Here is a 17,252-nt window from a genome sequence, read left to right as displayed (position 1 = left end):
GGCCCTGATGCCGCACCCGGGGCCGTTCTGGCCGTTAAATCATAATTGGAATTATCATTCTTTTATGGGACAATCAATCGGCAGCAGAAGTTTTTTTCTGGGCATCACGGGGAGGGTAGGGCCGTACCGCCGATGCATCGGCGGGGCCGATAGGAGGCATCGGCATTGCCGGCTTAAACCCGGCTGCCGGCGGGGCCTATACCAACAGTAACCGCCTGAAGGCGGGATCAACCCATAATGATACGGAAACGCAATCATGAAGCTGGCAAGTCTTGATCTGGGTGGGCGGGATGGCCGGTTGGCGCTGGTATCGCGCGATCTGTCGCGCGCCGTGCTGGCCGAGGGCATCGCCGATACGCTGCAACAGGCGCTCGACCAGTGGGCCGACGCCGCCCCCCGGCTGGCTTCCCTGTCGGATGCGCTGAATGCTGGCACGGCCCCCGGCAGCTTCCCCTTCGATCCGGCCCAGGCGCTGGCCCCGCTGCCACGCGCCTGGCAATGGCTGGATGGCTCGGCCTTCCATGCGCATGGGGAGCTGATGGCCAAGGTATTCAACATCACCAACCCGCAGCCGCATGATAAGCCGCTGATGTATCAGGGCATGTCGCACCAGTTCATCGCGCCGACCGCGCCGGTGAAGCTGCCCAGCGAGGCGGATGGTATTGATTTCGAAGGCGAATTCGCCGTCGTCACCGATGATGTGCCGATGGGCACCGATGCGGCCACGGCGCGCGGGCTGATCCGGCTGGTACTGCTGGTCAATGACTGGTCGCTGCGCACCCTGGCCCGGCCGGAAATGTTGACCGGGTTCGGCTGGGTCCAGGCCAAGCCCGCCTGTTCTGCCGCCCCCATCGCCGTCACCCCGGATGAGCTGGGCGACGCCTGGAAGGATGGGCGCGTGCATCTGAACCTGCTGGTGGATTGGAACGGCCAGCGCTTTGGCGCGGCCAATGGCGGCGCCATGGGCTTCTGCTTCGGGGAGCTGATCGCGCACGCCGCCCGCACCCGCAGCCTGTGCGCCGGCACCATTGTCGGTTCCGGCACTGTCTCGAACGAGAATTTCCGCGAGGTGGGCTCCAGCTGCATTGCCGAGCGGCGGGGCATTGAAATTGTTGACGAAGGGGCCGCCCGTACCGGCTTCATCCGCTTCGGCGACCGGGTGCGGATGGAGGTGAAGGCGGCCGATGGCAGCAGCCTGTTCGGCGCCATCGATCAGCCGGTGGTGCAAGGGTAAAGGCCAACCCGTCTGAAGGGTGACCTTCAGGCGGGTTGGAGGCCGGCGACCGCCGGCCCGCCGCACATGCGGCGTGAGCCAAGCCCGCGGATGCGGGCGCCCGGCGAGTGAGGGAACATGAAATAAAGCCAACGCCAACCTATCGGCCGAACCGATCCCTTGTATCCGTACAAACGGTTTTGGTGATTGGTTCGCCGGGCTTATGGTTGGTGTCATGGGGTTCCGTCGCGGGGCACCCCGATAAACCACCCCCACAATAATGACCCGCCGCCACCGGCGGGCAGCAGACGGGCAGTGCCGTTCCGCCCCTTAGGGAAACGGCCTGTTCCGGGAGGAAAATAGCTGTGGCTTCGATCCGCAATGCGCTTGTTATCGGCGGCGGTATCGCCGGCATGTCGGCCGCCCTGGTGCTGTCGCGCCTGGGTATCGCCGTGGATGTGATTGATCGGGATCCGGCCTGGCGCGTCTATGGCGCCGGCATTTCCATCACCGGCCCCACCATGCGCGTTTTCCAGCATCTGGGCATTCTGGAGGATTTTCGCCGCGTGGGTTATTGCGCCGGCAGCACGCGGCTGTTCACCCCCACCGGTCACCTGATCGGGGACGTGACAAGCCCGCCGGTCGCCCCCGGCCTGCCGTCGGATGGCGGCATCATGCGCCCGGTACTGCATGACATTCTGGCCAGCCGCACCCGCACCGCCGCCGCCAATGTGCGGCTGGGCGTGATGGTGGATGCCATCACGCAGGATGCCGAGGGGGTGGATGTCCGCTTCAGCGATGGCAGCCAGGGCCGCTATGATCTGTTGATCGGTGCTGATGGCATCTATTCCCGCACCCGCGCCATGCTGTTCCCCGATGCGCCCAAGCCGCGCTTCACCGGTCAGGCCTGCTGGCGCGTCACCACCGCCCGGCCTGACAGTGTGACGGGCGTGGAAATGTATCTGGGCGCGCCGATCAAGGCGGGGGTCAACCCCTGCTCGCCCGACCAGATGTATCTGTTCGCGCTGGAAACCATCGCCCCCAATACCCGCCATGAAGAGGCGGATCTGCCCGATCTGCTGCGCCAGCGGCTGGCCGGCTTTGCGGGTGCCGTCGGCTATGTCCGTGATGCCATCACCGACCAGTCGGTGGTGAATTTCCGTCCGCTGGAAGCGCTGCTGCTGCCCGGCCCCTGGCACACGGGCCGCGCCATCCTGATTGGCGATGCCGCCCACGCCACCACCCCGCATCTGGCCAGCGGTGCCGGCATGGCGATGGAAGATGCCGTGGTGCTGGGGGATGAGCTGGCCAAGAATGACAGCCTGGGCGCTGCCTTCGCTGGCTTCATGGCCCGCCGTGCCGACCGTGCCGCCCTGGTGGTGAATAATTCCATCCGCCTGGGTGAGATCGAACAGAGCGGGGTTCACAGCGATGAACATCCCCGCCTGATGCACAGCACCATGGCCGCTTTGGCCCAACCTCTCTAAACCAGAATTTACCGGGAGAAGCCCCCATGACCCGCGTTACCGATATCCGCTATGTCGGCTATGCCGTTTCCGATCTGGAGGCCGAGCGCGCCTTTTACCGCGACAAGTGGGGCCTGCGCGAAGTGGCCGAGAAGGATGGCATGGTCTATTTCGCCACCGAAGGCCACCCGGAACTGTATGTGGTGCGGCTGCGCCCGGCGGATGTCACCCGCATCGATGTGATTGCGCTGGCTGCTGACAGCAATGATGATGTGGACGCGCTGTATGAGAAGGTGGCCGCCGCCGGTTGCCGTATCATCTTCACCCCGCGCGCGCTGACCTCCTTCGGTGGCGGCTATGGCTTCCGCTTCTTCAGCAAGGATGGGATGAGCTTCGAGATCTCCGCCGGGGTGGAGCGCGGGGCCTTCCGTGCCGTCGCGGGCAAGGAAGCCCTGCCGGAAAAGATCAGCCACATCGTTCTGCATTCCCCCGATCACAAGGGGCTGGTGGAGTTTTTCATCACTGTGCTGGGCTTCCGCGTGTCGGACTGGCTGGGCGATTTCATGTGCTTCCTGCGCTGCAATGAATGGCACCACCGCATCGCCATTCTGCCCGGCCCGCCCTGCCTGAACCATGTCGCCTATGACATGGCCGACATGGATGCGATGATGCGCGGCGTCGGCAAGCTGAAGCGCAAAGAGGTAGACCTGCGCTGGGGCCCCGGCCGCCACACCGCCGGCAACAACACCTTCAGCTATTTCACCACGCCGGCCGGTTTCGCGGTGGAATATACCGCCGAGCTGGAACGGGTGGATGAGGAAACCTGGGTGGCCACCGTGCATGTCCCCACGCCGGATGTGATGGACCAGTGGGGTGCCGGCAGCGGCGGCCCGCAGACCATGCCACACCCGGCCCCGGATGCCGGCCTGTTCCAGGCGGTGGAGGTCTGATCATGGCGTTGTTCCAATATTTCCCCAACAATTACATCTGGAACCTGTCGGTCAATATCGCCCTGGAAAGCGGTGCGCGGATCGGCGAGATCGAAGATATGTGCCGCCCGCTGCTGGACGCGGCGGCCCGTGGCGAAGATGCCGGCACCGGTGCCTTCCTGACCCAATGGGTTGCCATGGCCGACAAGCTGGTGGGGTTGGCCGAAGAAGATGAGGCGCGGGGCCGCGCCTTTTCCGCCGGGGCCAAATTGCAGCGCGCCTCGCTCTATTACATCACCGCCGAGCGGATGCAGGGCCATGGCCATCCCGGCCGGGGGGAGACCTTCACCAAGGGCCAGAACGCCTTCCGCAAGGGCACGGCGCTGGCGCGGGAGAACTGCACGCGGGTGGAAATCCCCTTTGGTGACAGCTTCATCCCGGCCTTGTTCACCAAGGCGGAAGGGGTGGATGGCCCGGCCCCGTGCGTGCTGTATGTCAATGGGCTGGACAGCTGCAAAGAGCTGTTGTTCTGGTCCTGGCTGCCGCACGCGCTGGCCAAGCGTGGCATTTCCACGCTCTGCATCGACCAGCCGGGCACCGGCGAAGCGCTGCGCGCCAACAACCTGTATGCCACGCATGAAACCGAACGCTGGGCCACGCCGGTGTTCGATTATCTGGCGGCCCGGCCCGATGTGATGCCTGACAAGATCGGCATGGTCGGCATTTCGCTGGGTGGCTATTTCACCCCGCGCGCCGTGGCGTTTGAACCGCGCTTTGCCTCGGGCGCTGTCTGGGGTGCCAACCATGATTGGCGCGAAGTGCAGCAGAAGCGCCTGAAGCGGGAAGGCGAAAACCCGGTGCCGCATTACTGGGGCCATGTGCGCTGGGTGTTTGGTGCCCAGGATATGGATGATTTCTTCGCCAAGGCCGAAGGGATGCATCTGAATGGCGTGCTGGACCGGATCAAGGTGCCGTTCCTGGTGACGCACGGTTCCAAGGACCGGCAGATTTCCGTCGATTACGCCCACCAGACCTATGACCAGCTGGTGAATTCGCCCCGGCGCGAGCTGAAAATCTTCACCGAGCGGGAAGGCGGGGTGGAGCATGTCGGCGCGGACAATATGTCGTTTGGCCGCGATTACATCGCCGACTGGTTCGCCGACACGCTGGGGGGACGGCTGGGGTAAGGGGGGAGCGTCCTTCCCCCGCTTTTCCGTTACCCTGCGTGGTTGGCGTGGGCACTCCATCCTTCCCCATCCCTCCGTTGCCTCCCCCGCGTAAGCGGGGGTCCAGGGGCCAAGGGCGCTGAAGCGTCGGTTCTTATGGCCCCTGGTTCCCCGCTTACGCGGGGAAGGCAGGTAGAGATTGGCGGAGATGTTGTGCCCGCGGCGCTTTGCATGGTCACACCGCAAACCCGGCCATGGAAACCCCCATGCCCAGCCTGACCATCCTCCCCGAAATCGGCCCGCCGCAGACCCTGCCGCTTTCCCCCGGCCAGAATTTGCTCCACGCCATCACCCCCGCCGGTCGTGATACAATCACCGCCCTGTGCGGGGGTGGTTGTATTTGTGGTACCTGCCGGGTGCGGGTGGTGGAGGGCGATCCCGGCCCGATGGGGGAGCGGGAGGCGCAGTTGCGGCACCAGCTTGCCATCACCGACCCCGCCATCCGGCTGGCCTGCCAGACCCACCCGCCAGGCCCGCTGTCGGTTGCCATCATCAAACCAAGGTGAAACCCGTGCCCCGTATCATCGATCTTTCCGTGCATCTGGAAAATGACGTGCCGGCGGACCCGCCTTTCATGCGTCCCAAGATCCGCTATGCCAGCCATGCCGAAGGGGCAGCGGAATATTGCCAGATGTTTCCCGGCCTGACGGTCGACCAGCTGCCCGATGGTGAAGGCCCGGCGGCGGAATGGGTGGAGCTGACCACCCATAACGGCACCCATATGGATGCGCCCTGGCATTACCATTCCACGATGGATGGCGGCAAACGCGCCATCACCATCGATGAGGTGCCGCTGGACTGGTGTTTCCGCCCGGGTGTGAAACTGGATTTCCGCCATCTGCCCGACGGCCATGTCGTCACGGCGGCCGAGGTGGAGGCCGAGCTGGCCCGCATCGGCCATGTGCTGCAGCCGCTGGATATCGTGCTGGTGAACACGGCAGCCGGTGCCGCCTATGGCCAGCCCAATTTCCTGGCCAAGGGCTGTGGCATGGGCCGCGAGGCAACGCTGTATCTGGTGGAACGCGGCGTGCGCGTCACCGGCATTGACGGCTGGAGCTGGGATGCACCCTTCCCCTTCACGGCGGCCAAGTTCAAGGAAACCGGCGATGCCTCCCTGATCTGGGAAGGCCATTATGTCGGCAAGGATGTGGGCTATTGCCACATGGAAAAGCTCTCCAACCTGGAAAGCCTGCCGCCGCATGGCTTCACCGTGGCCTGTTTCCCGGTGAAGGTGCGGGCGGCCAGCGCCGGCTGGACCCGCGCCGTGGCCATCATGCCGGATTGAACAATGCACGTGGCTTCCGCCCTTGTGCACGGAACCACAAGGGCGGAATTCACCATGGCTGTATCAGTAGACTTTATAAAGCCCGGTAGCGGAAATCGCTGAACGTAGCCGTACCTGACCCCGCCGCATAAAGGGCAGGGCGCAAGCTGGCGAGATCGCCGATGGTGTTGGCGTGATAGCCAGAAGCCTCTGCCCGAACACCATGCCGGGTCCAGTCGGTTCCGTTCAGGCTGTAATAATAGGTGATGATGTGGCGATCATTGCTGATCCGCAGATGGATGCGCTTTGTCGGCGGCGCAGGTTCACGCCAGTGGCTTACCTTGCCGCCATTAAAAGTTTTCATCCGCTCCCCATTGACCCCCACACCCAGGAACAGGCGGTCATTGAAGAAGAGCAGAAGCCCGGCCTCCGCATCGCCTTGCAATGCCAGGGTGACGGAAATCTCATAGGCATGATCCCCGACCATCTGGGTCAAGGGGGAGCAATCATGCGGGCCGGTGCCTTTACCCCGCAAAACCAGACCATCCTTTGACAGGCTGGCCCGCTCAATCTCGTTCGGGCCACCGGCATAGAAACTCCACCGCGAGCCGAATGACGCCTGGGAGAAATTATCGGAGCGGGCAACGCCATGCGGCGCAGAGGGCAGGTTGACCGGCTTGCGCAGCGGCTGGGCAAGATCGCCGCCCGTTGCCTTGAACCAGCCATCCGACGTCCATTCGATGGGTTCCAGCAAGGTCTGCCGCCCCAGGGTGCGATAGCCATTTTCATAGCCGTGATAGACCATGAACCATTGCTCCCCCGGCCCGCAGACCAGGGTGGCATGGCCGCGCGACAGCCAGCGTTCATTGGGATCGGTCGTTCGGACAATCGGGTTGTGGGGGCAGTTCTCCCACGGGCCATGCACCGAACGGGACCGCGCGGCAATGACCATATGCCCCGTTGGCGGCCCGGCCGTGCCGCCAACCGCACTGATCAGATAGAACCAGTCGCCGCGCCGCAGCAGCTTTGGCCCTTCCAGCGCATAGGCTTCGGTAATCCAGTCATCGGGATAATGCCAGCCATCATAGACTTTCTCCACCGGCCCGACGGTGGACAGCCCATCATCAGACAGGCGCACCCGTTTGATGCCGGACAGGAAAAGGTAGCGGTTGCCATCCTCACCGACCAGATGGCCGGGATCGATCATGCCGCGCAGCCCCAGATCAATGGGCGCGCTCCACGGCCCTGTAATGCTGGGGGCGTGCATGACATAGATACACATCGGTGCCGGCAGAGTGGTTGCCCATGGCACCTTCAGGAAGGGAATATAGATGTAGTAGCGGTCCTTATGCTTGACCAGATCGACGGCGAAGACCATTCCCGGCGGCTTTTCCAATGCCGTGCAGATCGGGGTCCAGTTCACCAGATCGCGGGAATGCCAGATCAGCAGGCCGGGTGACGCCTCGAACGACGAATGCGTCATATAGTAATCATCCCCATCCTTCAGGATGCTGGGATCGGGATGATCGCCGGCCAGGATCGGGTTCAGAAAGGTACCGTCACCAAGATCGGCCTTGCGCTGTCCCTCAATGCCCTGCGCCCAGCCTGTGGGCTTGCCCTGGACATTGGGGGTGGCGGCATCGGCCGTTAACAGGCCCAAGGCGGAAGCAGGCATGGCCGCAGAACCCGCCAGCGCCATCCGGAACAGGTCACGCCGCGTATTCATGTTTCCTCCATTATTATAATTAATATTTTGATTCTAAAACTATGGTGTGTATTCACCTTGGTCAAGCGCCGCCTTGATCAGCCCCGCCACATCGCCATCATCGCGGAACCCCGCCGCCCGTGCGGCGGCAGCGATCAGCGGCGGCTGGCGGGCGAATTTGGCCTCCACCGCCGGGTCGGGGGCATAGGTCACTGGGAACGGGCCGAACCGGTCGGTCAGGGCTGCCACCAGTTCGCCTAAGGTCAGGCGCAGCACCGGCGGCAGCCAGACACGGCCCTGGCCGGGCAGGGAGGCGGCGTGCAGCAGCGCCTCCACGGCCGCCGCCACCGACATCCACCAGCACACACCCTGTTCGGAGACCGGCAAGCGCACCGGGCGATGGTCCCGTGCCGCCCACATCACCTCGCTCATGAAGGCGGAGATCAGGCCCGATGGGGCAGGGGGGCGGGCGACGATGCCGGGCAGGCGCAGACTGCTGCCATCGATGTAACCGCGCCGGCTGTAATCCGTCACCAGCAGCTCCCCCACCAGCTTCTGCATCCCATAGGACAGGCCGGGCCGGGCGGGCGTGGCATCATCCACCTGATCGGGCAGCGGGTCGCCATAGACGGCCACCGAGCTGGCAAAGACCAGCCGGGCCGGGCTTTGCTGCCGGCGCAGCGCATCCAGCAGCCCCTGCGTGCCGCCCAGATTGGCCGCCATGCCCAGATCGAAATCCCGCTCTGCCAGCCCGCCCGGCACGGAGGCGAGGTGGAAAACCAGATCGGCCGGCTGGTTCAGCGCATCGGCCCAGATGCCGGCATTGGCAATGTCACCGGCCAGGGCGGTCACGCGCGGATCGTCGGGCCGGGCGCTGAACTGCCGGTCAACCAGGGTCAGGCGGGTGAAAGCAGGCGCCGCCCCCGCCCCCGCCAGCAGACGGCGGACAAGGGCGTCACCGACGAAACCGCCGGCGCCGGTAACAAGGATATGCATGGCGTTTCCCCTTATTTCTTCAATTGCCGTCGGTGATCAGCGTGCCGCCATCCACGACGATATTTTGCCCGGTGATGAAGCCGCCGGCCGCACTGGCCAGCATCACCGCCACCCCGGCCACCTCCGCCACCTCACCCGGCCGGCGCAGCGGCGTCATCGCCATGCGCCGTTCCATGAAGGCCGGGTTGGCCAGCAGATCCCGCGACAGGTCAGTGCGGATGAAACCGGGGGAGATGGCGTTGACCCGGATATTCGCCGGCCCCCATTCCACCGCCAGATTGCGGGCCAATTGTGCATTGGCCGCCTTGGACAGGGCATAGAGCCCCAAGGCCTTGTTGCCGCGCAGCCCGGCGATGGAGGACATGATGATCACGCTGCCACCGCCCGCCGCCGCCATACCGGGCAGAACCATGCCGGTCAACCACAGCACGCTTTGCAGATTGACCGTCATGGTCGCCTGCCAATCGGCCTCGCTGGCGCTGGCGATGGGGCCGGCATGGGGGGCAATACCGGCATTGCAGACCAGAATGTCCAGCGGCCCCGCCGCTGTCACCTGTGCCACCATGGCCGACAGGGCGGCTTGATCGGTTACATCGCAAGCAGCGGCATGGACAGCCAGACCCTGCGCGCGCAACCCCTCTGCGGCATCGGCGCAGCCGGCCGCATCCTCACTGCTGATCCAGACCGCTGCCCCCTGGCTGGCCAGTGCCGTGGCGATCCCCAGACCCAGCCCGCGCTGCCCGCCCGTGACAAGGGCGCGGCGGCCCGACAGGTCGAACAGGCGGCCATAACCGGGCGCGTCCATGGGCGTTCCTTTGCAGGGAAAATCATTTTTCGAACGATAGGGGCTCGACCACCATCACCAAAATCGTATTTACTGAAACAAACTATCGGCCTGACCGATGGATGGGGAGGATGAATAATGCGGTTCCAGAAACTGGACCTGAATTTGCTGGTGGTGCTGGATGTGCTGCTGGAGGAACGCAGCGTCTCACGCGCGGCCAACCGGCTGAACCTCAGCCAGTCGGCCGTGTCGGGCAATCTGGCCCGGCTGCGCGAATTCTTTGATGATGATCTGCTGGCCCAGATCGGGCGCAGCATGGTGCCCACGCCGCTGGCCGAAAGCATGGCCGAGCCGGTGCGCGACATTCTGATGCAAATTCAATCCACCATCGAAACCAAGCCCAGTTTCGACCCGTCCAGCGCCACCCGCGCCATCCGGCTGCACGCGTCCGATTATGTGACGGAGGTGCTGCTGGCCCGCGCCATTGCCAAGGCGCGGGTGCTGGCCCCCGGCATCCGGGTGGAGATCGACTTCATGGATGATATGGTGCTGGACCGGCTGGGACGCGGGCAGGTGGATTTCCTGCTGACGCCGGATAATTTCACCCATCCCGACCATCCCAAAGAGAAGCTGTTCACGGATAGTCATGTCGTCGTCGTCTGGGAGGGCAACCGGCAGGTGGGCGACGCGATCAGCTTTGAACAATATATGGCCATGGACCATGTGCAGGTGCGGTTCGGCATGAAACGCTCCCCCTCTTTCGACCAATGGTTCATGCAACGCTTCGGCTATGCCCGCAAGGCGGCAGTCTTCGTGCCGGATTTCACCACGGTGCCGTCCATGCTGGTGGGCACGGACCTGCTGGCCACGATGCATACAAGGCTGGCAAAGCTGTATGTTCGGCGTATGCCGCTGCGCATATTGCCGCTGCCCATCGAATTTCCGGTCTTGACGGAAATGATCCAGTGGCACCGGCATTTCCAGCGCGATCCGGCCCTGCTCTGGTTCCGCCAGCTGCTGCGCGAATGCGTGGCGGAACAGGATTTATGAGGTCTGGCGCATAATACCAATCTCCCTTGATCGTGACCGATCCAGGGAGATTTTTTGTTCCCTCAGACGCCGGGCGCTGCCATCCGGCCGCTTGGCTGGCACCGCTACCAAGCGGCGGACCGGCGGTCGCCGGCCTCCGATCCGCCTAAAGGTCAAGCTTTAGGCGGGGTGGTGTAAAATCTATTTCAGGCGCCATCCAGATGAAATTATCGTGCGTGGCCCCTGATGTGCCGATGCTGAAGCCTAGCCGGCGATAAAGCGCGGCGGCCCGGTCATTCCCCCGCTGGACTTGGAGCGACAGGGGTTTGCCCGCCGCCCGCGCCCGATCTTGCAATGCCAGCAGGAGGCGGGTTCCAATCCCCCGACCCTGGGCTGCCGGCAGCAGCGCGATATCGATCAGGTGGAGCGTGTCCCCTGTCGGATCAATGGTCAGCCGGCCAGCCGGGGCACGCTGCTGTTCCAGAACCAGAAACCACGCGGAGGGATGGCGACGGGTATAATCCACGTGCTGCGCTTCAAATTGGCTGCGACAGAAATCACGCTTCATCGCCTCCGGCCAGTTCAGGCCATCCAGCTCCCGCTCGCGGCCCAACCGGTACAGATGGCGTAGAAAAGGCAGATCCGCCGACCGTGCTGGCCGCAGATGCACCCCCGGCACGGTCAGGGCAGCCCCGTAAGACTGCCCTTTGGGAAAATTCAGCATGACCGGCACGGTGTCTTCACGATTGCTGGGTCACGCCGCTGGCGTTTAAGTCGGGATATTCCCCATCCCAGGCGATGCAGGCATAGAGCACCAGATAGGGCTGCCTGTTCTCATGGGGTGATGGCGCCTGACCAAACGCTTCCGTCAGAGCCGCAGGCCCCAGATATGCATTCGCTGGTGGTGGTGCCGCCCAGAATTGCGGGGGAGAGATATTGGCCAACATGCAATCCGTCACGGCCGTGCCCGTCGTCGACGCCCCCAGAACGAAGGACATGTTGTGATTATGGGTCGGCACCATACTGTTGTTGATGAGCACGGCATCCGTTCCATGCGTGGCCCCCAGGGTCCAATTGGTTTGGGCCCCAACCGATTGCCCGACACCAACAGGCACCAGTCCCTGCAGGTTCGGCACACCGAAGGTGTTTTTGGCGTCACCGCCATAATTACTGCCGATCAGGGAGTAAAGCGCCTGATATTCGGCAATTTTATAAATGCTGCCGTTGCACGGCAACCAACCATAGGGAGCCCAACTCCAGGGAAAGAAACTGATTTGTCCAATGAAAGGCGTGCTCATGATGTCCTCTCCTGCTCAGCCTCTTTGCGGGTAAACATCGCCGACAGCGCAGATGATATAGCGCAGGCCCAATCCCGCCATCAGGTTTGGATGAGGCATATTACCCCCCGTCGGCTCGATGGTGGCTTGAGAAAACTGCTGCATTTTGGGGGGCGGATTGGTCGGAACCGGTGAAATATACCGCTTATAGGTGTCGCTGCTATCGCTGCCATAATAGAGGCCACCGGGAGTTTTTGATGTATTGGGCTGGGTGGTGGCCTGGAATGCATGTGTGTGCGCCGGTATCTGCGCCTGCGTCAACACCACCTGTTCTGAACCGCCTTTTTGCCCCATGGGGCGCGGGGTCAATCCGGTGCCGGTGCCCTGGCCGACCAGGACGCGCCCCCTCAGGTCGGGCAAGCCGAAGGTGGTAACGCCATCCCCGCCATAGGATGTCGAAAGCAGAGAGAAGAGCAGGCCATATTGACCGATTTTCACCAGGCTGCCGTCACAGATCAACCATCCTCTGGGCGGTTGGGTCTTGATAAAGGGGACGAGGCGGATTTCCCCTATAAAAGCGTCTGACATAGTGGTTGCTCCTTCTATCTCATCGGCTCAAGGCCGCGCCGGGAACACGCCGGTAAGCGCAATGATGGCGTTTGCCACCTGAAAGGGTTGCATATTAGAGTGAGCGCCGCTGCCGCCTGTTTGGGAAATGGTTTGGTCAGCCATTTTCACCAACTGACTGGCGGTACCGGCGGGGCCGTACATAGTGGTCGCGACGGATGTGGAACTGTTCGGCCCCGTCTGAGCAGGGAAGTTGCTGGCAGCTGGTGCCGTTCCCACAGCGTTGCTGACACCGACAAAATGCGTGTGGGATGGCATGTTTCCAACGGCCAGGGTCACAGATTCGGCGCCGCCATACTGACTGACCTGGTAGGAAATGCCGGACACTGGTGATTGGCCAGCCCCCATCACCACGCGGCCCCGCAGGTCAGGCAGATTGAACTTATCCACCCTATTGCCACCATAAGTGAAGCCAATCAACGCAAAGAGCGCTTGATTCTGATGAACGGACAATGTTGCTCCGTCACACAGCGCATAGCCCTGAGGGGCGAAACCGAATGCCCCGAACATGATCTGCCCGACATAGGGTTCTGACATGGGATCCTCTCAACTCTGGTTCCATCTGGGATGAAGATGTCAGTCAATATCCGTCTGGCAGAAATGAGCTGCCCGACCGGCCAGCAGTATCGACAATGAGGGGGAGATTGTTTGCAGAGATTCCGCCTCGGTTCGTCAATCTTTCAGTGTATTTCGGCGGTTAAGCGATAGGCTCATGATGTGCGGATTGCTGTTCAGGAAAAAAGGAAATTGTAGACCGGCGGTAATGCCGAGCAAACGCAGTCCACCTTAGTCAAAAACGGCATGGTAGATAATACCATCGGCGTCTGCTCCAACGGCGGTGATGAAAATCATCTGCGGCTCAAACCCTGTTGTGGCCATTCTGTACATTCCCTGCGGGAGAATAACCTTCAACGCAGAACGAAATACAAGGGTGAATGGGTTTTCTCTCAAATGAACATTACGTTTCAGGTTTCTTTTTGCCACCTGGATCAAATCCATCTCAACATCAATATCGGCATGATGGGCTGTAAATGTACTGTTAACAAAGGGTGCAAAATACGTGTACTCTACCCTTTGCATCCTCCCCTCCACCGAAAATTGATCTGGATTCACGCTACTACTGCCGTATATTATGAATCAATGTTTTTTATGTTTTTTCCAGATGGAAATGCGTGCATCTTCTAATATTCATGCGTCCATAAGCTTTACACCAAGCGTCACAGAACATGACCATTGGGGGGCAGCAACGGCGAACCCGCGCACCCATATGCGCGCAAGCCAGGCTGCCAGGGGCAGAGCTGGCAATTGAGGGAGCAGGCCAGTACCGAGAATCATGCCCCACAGCTCACCCGCCATCCGTGCGCAGCCGATACCCAACACCAGGTTCAGTGACGATCAGCACCGGTTCGGCCGGGTTTTCCTCCAGCTTGTGGCGCAGCTGACCGATATAGACGCGCAGATAGGCCGTATCCTCCACATGGGCGGGGCCCCAGACCTCGCGCAGGATCTGCCGGTGGGTCAGCACATGGTCGGCCTGGCGGGCCAGGACGAACAGCAGATCCTGTTCCCGGCGCGACAGGCGCAGTTCGGCCCCGTCGCGGGTGACGATGCGGCGGTCGGGATCGATGCTGACGGGGCCGGCCTGAATGATGCTGCTGGTTGCCGCCAGGGGCGCGCGGCGCAGGGCGACGCGGACGCGGGCCATCAGTTCGGCAATGCCGAAGGGCTTGGCGACATAATCCTCTGCCCCACGGTCCAGGGCTTCCACCTTATCGGCCTCCCCGGCGCGGACAGAGAGGATCAGGATCGGCACCGGGCTGATTTCCCGGATGGCGCTGACCACTTCCTGCCCATCCATATCGGGCAGGCCCAGATCCAGGATCACCAGATCGGGCGGGTCGGCCCGCACCAGGGCCAGGGCTTCGGCGCCGTTCTCCGCCTCCGCCACCTGATGGCCGTTGGCGCCCAGGCTGATACGCAGAAAGCGCCGGATCGGCGCTTCATCATCGACGACAAGAATACGGCTCATCCGGCATCACTCCGTTTCCGGGGCGGCCGCGGGCGGCCCCTCCGGGATCGGCAGCCGTACCACCAGCGAGGCGCCAACGCCATGGATGCCGGACATCACGCCGATGCTGCCGCCATGCGCCTCCACCAGCCCCTTGGCGATGGCCAGGCCCAGGCCGGTGCCGGCCGTCTGTTTGTCGCCCTGCTGCACGCGATAGAACATGTCGAACACCCGTTCCTGGTCCGCTGGCGGGATGCCCGGCCCCTGGTCGCAGATTTCCGCCGTCACCTGCGATCCCTGGCGCCGGGCCCAGACGGTGATGGCGGTGCCGGCGGGGCTGTATTTGGCGGCATTGTCCAGCAGGTTGAAGAACACCTGCTCCATCAGCACCGGGTCAAGCTGCAGCAGCGGCAGGCCGGGGGCAAGGTCCACTTTCACCTTGTGCCCCCTCAGCAGCGGCCGCGCCCGGGCCAGGGCGCGGCCGATAATATCGGCCAGATCGACCCAATCGGTCTTGGGTTTCAACCCGCCGCTGCCCAGCCGCGTCATGTCCAGCAGGTTCTGCACGAAGCGGTTCAGCCGCTCGGCCTCCTCCTGGATGGTCTGGGCCAGTTCGCGCCGGGCGGTCTGGTCCAGCGCATCCTCATAGCTGATCAGGCTGGTGGCAGCGCCCAGGATGGAGACAAGCGGCGTGCGCAGATCATGGGAGAGGGAGGAGAGCAGGGCGGCGCGCAACTGCTCCTTCTCCTGCGCCACCTGGGCCGCCTCGATATCCTGGACAAGCTGGGTGCGCTCCAGCGCCAGGGCGGCCTGATCACTCAGCGTGTCCAGCAGCCGTTCCTGCTCGGTGGACAGGTGGCCGTCGCCCCCCTCCATCTGCACGCCCATCACGCCCACCGTGCCGCGCTGGGTGCGCAGCGGCAGGAACAGCCAGTCCGATGCCGGCAGGGTCTGCGATCCGCGCCCGGCCCGCTGGCCATTGCCCCAGGCCCATTGGGCGGCAGCGGCAGCCCGCTGGTCCAGCGTATCTTCCGGCGGATAGCCGGCGCGGATCGCCAGTTCCGCCCCATCGGGCAGCAGGATCAGCACCCTGGCCTTCAAGGTGGCGGCAACATGGTGCACCACGGCCCACAGAACATCATCCTCGCTGGCGGCAGAAGAGACCTTGCGGGAGAAATCATACAGGTTGGCGGTGCGGCGCTGGCTGGTGCGGGTCACTTCGATCTGGCGGCGCAGACGGGAGGCCAGCTGGCCGGTGAAGATGGCGGCGACCAGAAAAAAGCCGATGGTCAGCAGATCGTCGGAATCACTGACCGAAAATGTATAGCGCGGCTCGGTGAACAGGTAATTGAAGGCGAAGAAGGCCACCAGGGCGGTAACAACGGACGGAACCAGCCCGAAGCGGGTGGCGATCAGCAGCACGGCCAGCAGATAGACCAAACTGACATTGCCCACCGGCAAGACCGCATAGACCCCCCACGAAATCAGGCTGGCCACCCCCACCGCCAGGGCAGACCAGGCATAGGCTTTCCAGCCGGTCCAGAGCGGGGCGGGCGGCGGGCGCTGGGGTTGGCCGCCGGGCCGCGCCTCCTCCTCCACCCCGCCCACCAGCAGGATGTCATGATCGGCCGCCCGCTTCAGCATGTCGCCCGTCAGGGAGCGGCCGAACAGCCGGCGGGTGCGGCGGGTGCGGCCCAGCACGATCTGGCTGACATTGTTGGCCCGCGCCCAGCCCAGCAGCTCACCGGTGATGTCATCACCGGTCAGTGCCGCAATCTCCCCGCCCAATTGCTGGGTCAGCCGGAACGCCTGGGTGACATGGGCCTTGTCGGCATCGGACAGGTTGGCGTGGCGATGGGTTTCGACATGGGCCACCGTCCAGGGCATCTGCCGGCGTTCGGCCATGCGCTTGGCCGCCCGCACCAGCCGCAGGGCCAGCGGGGCGGCGGGGATGGCCACCAGGATACGGTCACGCGTCGGCCAGGGCCCGGCAATGCCATGGCTGCGCATGTAAGACAGCATCTGGGCATCCACCCGTTCCGCCGCCTGACGCAGGGCCATTTCCCGCAGGGCCGTCAGATTGCCGATGGAGAAGAATTTCTCCGCCGCCCGTTGCGCCTGGGCCGGCACATAGACCTTGCCCTCGGCCAGCCGCTGGCGCAGTTCGGGCGGCGGCAGATCGACCATTTCGATCTCATCCGCCGCGCGCAGCACGCTGTCCGGCAGGGTTTCGCGTACCTTGATGCCGGCGATGCGTTCAACAATATCGTTCAGGCTTTCCAGATGCTGGACATTCAGGGTCGACCAGACATCGATCCCAGCCCCCAGCAGCTCCTCCACATCCTGCCAGCGGCGCAGATGCCGGCTGCCGGGAATGTTGGTGTGGGCCAGCTCATCCACCAGCACCAGTTTCGGCCGGCGGATCAGGATGGCATCCAGGTCCATCTCATTGAAGGTCCGACCCCGATAATCCAGCCGCGCCCGTGGCAGTACCTCCAGCCCGGCCACCAGCCTTTCCGTTTCGGCCCTTCCATGGGTCTCGACAATGCCGATCACCACATCGCCGCCATCGCGCCGCACCGCCTGCGCCGCCTCCAGCATGGCATAGGTCTTGCCCACGCCGGGGGCAGCGCCCAGGAATATTTTCAAGCGCCCCCGTTTCTCGCGGTTGGCCTGCTCCAGCAGGGCGTCGGGGTTGGGGCGGTCAGCGTCGGCAGGGGCCATCAAC

Annotated in this window: 17 protein-coding genes; 7 read left to right on the top strand and 10 right to left on the bottom strand. The window is 63.4% G+C overall.

What is annotated here, in order from left to right; genetic code table 11:
* The first annotated feature begins 256 nt into the window (after positions 1-256).
* The 6 genes from CHB97_RS12675 to CHB97_RS12650 all read left to right on the top strand — a co-directional run bounded on the left by CHB97_RS12675 (position 257) and on the right by CHB97_RS12650 (position 6,119).
* Positions 257-1,234, top strand: a complete 978-nt coding sequence (locus CHB97_RS12675) for a fumarylacetoacetate hydrolase family protein (protein WP_089288428.1) — start codon at positions 257-259, stop codon at positions 1,232-1,234.
* Between the two features lie 338 nt (positions 1,235-1,572).
* Positions 1,573-2,700: an FAD-dependent oxidoreductase gene (locus CHB97_RS12670; protein WP_256387124.1), complete on the top strand. Its 1,128-nt coding sequence runs from the start codon at positions 1,573-1,575 to the stop codon at positions 2,698-2,700.
* A 26-nt stretch (positions 2,701-2,726) separates the two neighbouring features.
* Positions 2,727-3,629: a VOC family protein gene (locus CHB97_RS12665; RefSeq protein ID WP_089288429.1), complete on the top strand. Its 903-nt coding sequence runs from the start codon at positions 2,727-2,729 to the stop codon at positions 3,627-3,629.
* A gap of 2 nt (positions 3,630-3,631) precedes the next feature.
* A complete protein-coding gene (locus CHB97_RS12660) occupies positions 3,632-4,795 on the top strand; it encodes a S9 family peptidase (RefSeq protein WP_089288430.1) in 1,164 nt (387 codons plus the stop codon).
* Between the two features lie 245 nt (positions 4,796-5,040).
* Positions 5,041-5,340: a 2Fe-2S iron-sulfur cluster-binding protein gene (locus tag CHB97_RS12655; RefSeq protein WP_160105816.1), complete on the top strand. Its 300-nt coding sequence runs from the start codon at positions 5,041-5,043 to the stop codon at positions 5,338-5,340.
* Positions 5,341-5,345: 5 nt separating this feature from the next.
* A complete protein-coding gene (locus CHB97_RS12650; RefSeq protein ID WP_200819921.1) occupies positions 5,346-6,119 on the top strand; it encodes a cyclase family protein in 774 nt (257 codons plus the stop codon).
* Between the two features lie 73 nt (positions 6,120-6,192).
* Here the strand turns inward: CHB97_RS12650 and CHB97_RS12645 are convergent, their stop codons facing one another.
* Genes CHB97_RS12645 through CHB97_RS12635 form a run of 3 tightly spaced genes read right to left on the bottom strand, consistent with a single transcriptional unit; the run spans position 6,193 to position 9,604 of the window.
* Positions 6,193-7,824: a family 43 glycosylhydrolase gene (locus CHB97_RS12645; protein ID WP_089288433.1), complete on the bottom strand. Its 1,632-nt coding sequence runs from the start codon at positions 7,822-7,824 to the stop codon at positions 6,193-6,195.
* Between the two features lie 39 nt (positions 7,825-7,863).
* Positions 7,864-8,799, bottom strand: coding sequence for an NAD-dependent epimerase/dehydratase family protein (locus CHB97_RS12640; protein ID WP_089288434.1), 936 nt, complete (start codon positions 8,797-8,799; stop codon positions 7,864-7,866).
* A gap of 19 nt (positions 8,800-8,818) precedes the next feature.
* Positions 8,819-9,604, bottom strand: a complete 786-nt coding sequence (locus CHB97_RS12635) for an SDR family NAD(P)-dependent oxidoreductase (protein ID WP_089288435.1) — start codon at positions 9,602-9,604, stop codon at positions 8,819-8,821.
* A 117-nt stretch (positions 9,605-9,721) separates the two neighbouring features.
* Between CHB97_RS12635 and CHB97_RS12630 the strand changes: the two genes are divergently transcribed.
* On the top strand, positions 9,722-10,633 hold the full coding sequence (locus tag CHB97_RS12630; RefSeq protein ID WP_089288436.1) for a LysR family transcriptional regulator: 912 nt from the start codon (positions 9,722-9,724) through the stop codon (positions 10,631-10,633).
* Between the two features lie 145 nt (positions 10,634-10,778).
* Here the strand turns inward: CHB97_RS12630 and CHB97_RS12625 are convergent, their stop codons facing one another.
* The 7 genes from CHB97_RS12625 to CHB97_RS12595 form a co-directional block, all read right to left on the bottom strand.
* The gene (locus tag CHB97_RS12625) at positions 10,779-11,336 is read right to left on the bottom strand and encodes a GNAT family N-acetyltransferase (RefSeq protein ID WP_089288437.1); all 558 of its coding nucleotides are present in this window, start codon (positions 11,334-11,336) and stop codon (positions 10,779-10,781) included.
* A 16-nt stretch (positions 11,337-11,352) separates the two neighbouring features.
* Positions 11,353-11,910, bottom strand: coding sequence for a phage tail protein (locus tag CHB97_RS12620; RefSeq protein WP_089288438.1), 558 nt, complete (start codon positions 11,908-11,910; stop codon positions 11,353-11,355).
* A 15-nt stretch (positions 11,911-11,925) separates the two neighbouring features.
* Entirely contained in the window at positions 11,926-12,477 is a 552-nt protein-coding gene (locus tag CHB97_RS12615; RefSeq protein WP_089288439.1) for a phage tail protein, read from the bottom strand.
* A gap of 27 nt (positions 12,478-12,504) precedes the next feature.
* A complete protein-coding gene (locus CHB97_RS12610; protein WP_089288440.1) occupies positions 12,505-13,053 on the bottom strand; it encodes a phage tail protein in 549 nt (182 codons plus the stop codon).
* Positions 13,054-13,302: 249 nt separating this feature from the next.
* Positions 13,303-13,596 (bottom strand): hypothetical protein, encoded by a 294-nt coding sequence (locus tag CHB97_RS12605; protein WP_089288441.1) that lies wholly within the window; start codon positions 13,594-13,596, stop codon positions 13,303-13,305.
* A gap of 265 nt (positions 13,597-13,861) precedes the next feature.
* Complete coding sequence (locus CHB97_RS12600) at positions 13,862-14,545, bottom strand: response regulator (protein WP_089288442.1); 684 nt, start codon at positions 14,543-14,545, stop codon at positions 13,862-13,864.
* A 6-nt stretch (positions 14,546-14,551) separates the two neighbouring features.
* Complete coding sequence (locus CHB97_RS12595; RefSeq protein ID WP_089288488.1) at positions 14,552-17,248, bottom strand: sensor histidine kinase KdpD; 2,697 nt, start codon at positions 17,246-17,248, stop codon at positions 14,552-14,554.
* Positions 17,249-17,252 lie beyond the last annotated feature (4 nt).

Source organism: Azospirillum sp. RU38E (assembly GCF_900188385.1).
GTDB lineage: Bacteria > Pseudomonadota > Alphaproteobacteria > Azospirillales > Azospirillaceae > Niveispirillum.
Note: the sequence above shows the minus strand (reverse complement) of the source record. Positions and strands in the feature narration are given on the sequence as shown.

What these genes read in the sequence shown, in the direction of transcription:
- CHB97_RS12645 (WP_089288433.1), bottom strand. Translation starts at nt 7,824, where the DNA reads ATGAATACGCGGCGTGACCTGTTCCGGATGGCGCTGGCGGGTTCTGCG.
- CHB97_RS12640 (WP_089288434.1), bottom strand. Translation starts at nt 8,799, where the DNA reads ATGCATATCCTTGTTACCGGCGCCGGCGGTTTCGTCGGTGACGCCCTT.
- CHB97_RS12660 (WP_089288430.1), top strand. Translation starts at nt 3,632, where the DNA reads ATGGCGTTGTTCCAATATTTCCCCAACAATTACATCTGGAACCTGTCG.
- CHB97_RS12610 (WP_089288440.1), bottom strand. Translation starts at nt 13,053, where the DNA reads ATGTCAGAACCCTATGTCGGGCAGATCATGTTCGGGGCATTCGGTTTC.
- CHB97_RS12625 (WP_089288437.1), bottom strand. Translation starts at nt 11,336, where the DNA reads ATGCTGAATTTTCCCAAAGGGCAGTCTTACGGGGCTGCCCTGACCGTG.
- CHB97_RS12600 (WP_089288442.1), bottom strand. Translation starts at nt 14,545, where the DNA reads ATGAGCCGTATTCTTGTCGTCGATGATGAAGCGCCGATCCGGCGCTTT.
- CHB97_RS12615 (WP_089288439.1), bottom strand. Translation starts at nt 12,477, where the DNA reads ATGTCAGACGCTTTTATAGGGGAAATCCGCCTCGTCCCCTTTATCAAG.
- CHB97_RS12620 (WP_089288438.1), bottom strand. Translation starts at nt 11,910, where the DNA reads ATGAGCACGCCTTTCATTGGACAAATCAGTTTCTTTCCCTGGAGTTGG.
- CHB97_RS12595 (WP_089288488.1), bottom strand. Translation starts at nt 17,248, where the DNA reads ATGGCCCCTGCCGACGCTGACCGCCCCAACCCCGACGCCCTGCTGGAG.
- CHB97_RS12630 (WP_089288436.1), top strand. Translation starts at nt 9,722, where the DNA reads ATGCGGTTCCAGAAACTGGACCTGAATTTGCTGGTGGTGCTGGATGTG.
- CHB97_RS12665 (WP_089288429.1), top strand. Translation starts at nt 2,727, where the DNA reads ATGACCCGCGTTACCGATATCCGCTATGTCGGCTATGCCGTTTCCGAT.
- CHB97_RS12655 (WP_160105816.1), top strand. Translation starts at nt 5,041, where the DNA reads ATGCCCAGCCTGACCATCCTCCCCGAAATCGGCCCGCCGCAGACCCTG.
- CHB97_RS12605 (WP_089288441.1), bottom strand. Translation starts at nt 13,596, where the DNA reads ATGCAAAGGGTAGAGTACACGTATTTTGCACCCTTTGTTAACAGTACA.
- CHB97_RS12635 (WP_089288435.1), bottom strand. Translation starts at nt 9,604, where the DNA reads ATGGACGCGCCCGGTTATGGCCGCCTGTTCGACCTGTCGGGCCGCCGC.
- CHB97_RS12675 (WP_089288428.1), top strand. Translation starts at nt 257, where the DNA reads ATGAAGCTGGCAAGTCTTGATCTGGGTGGGCGGGATGGCCGGTTGGCG.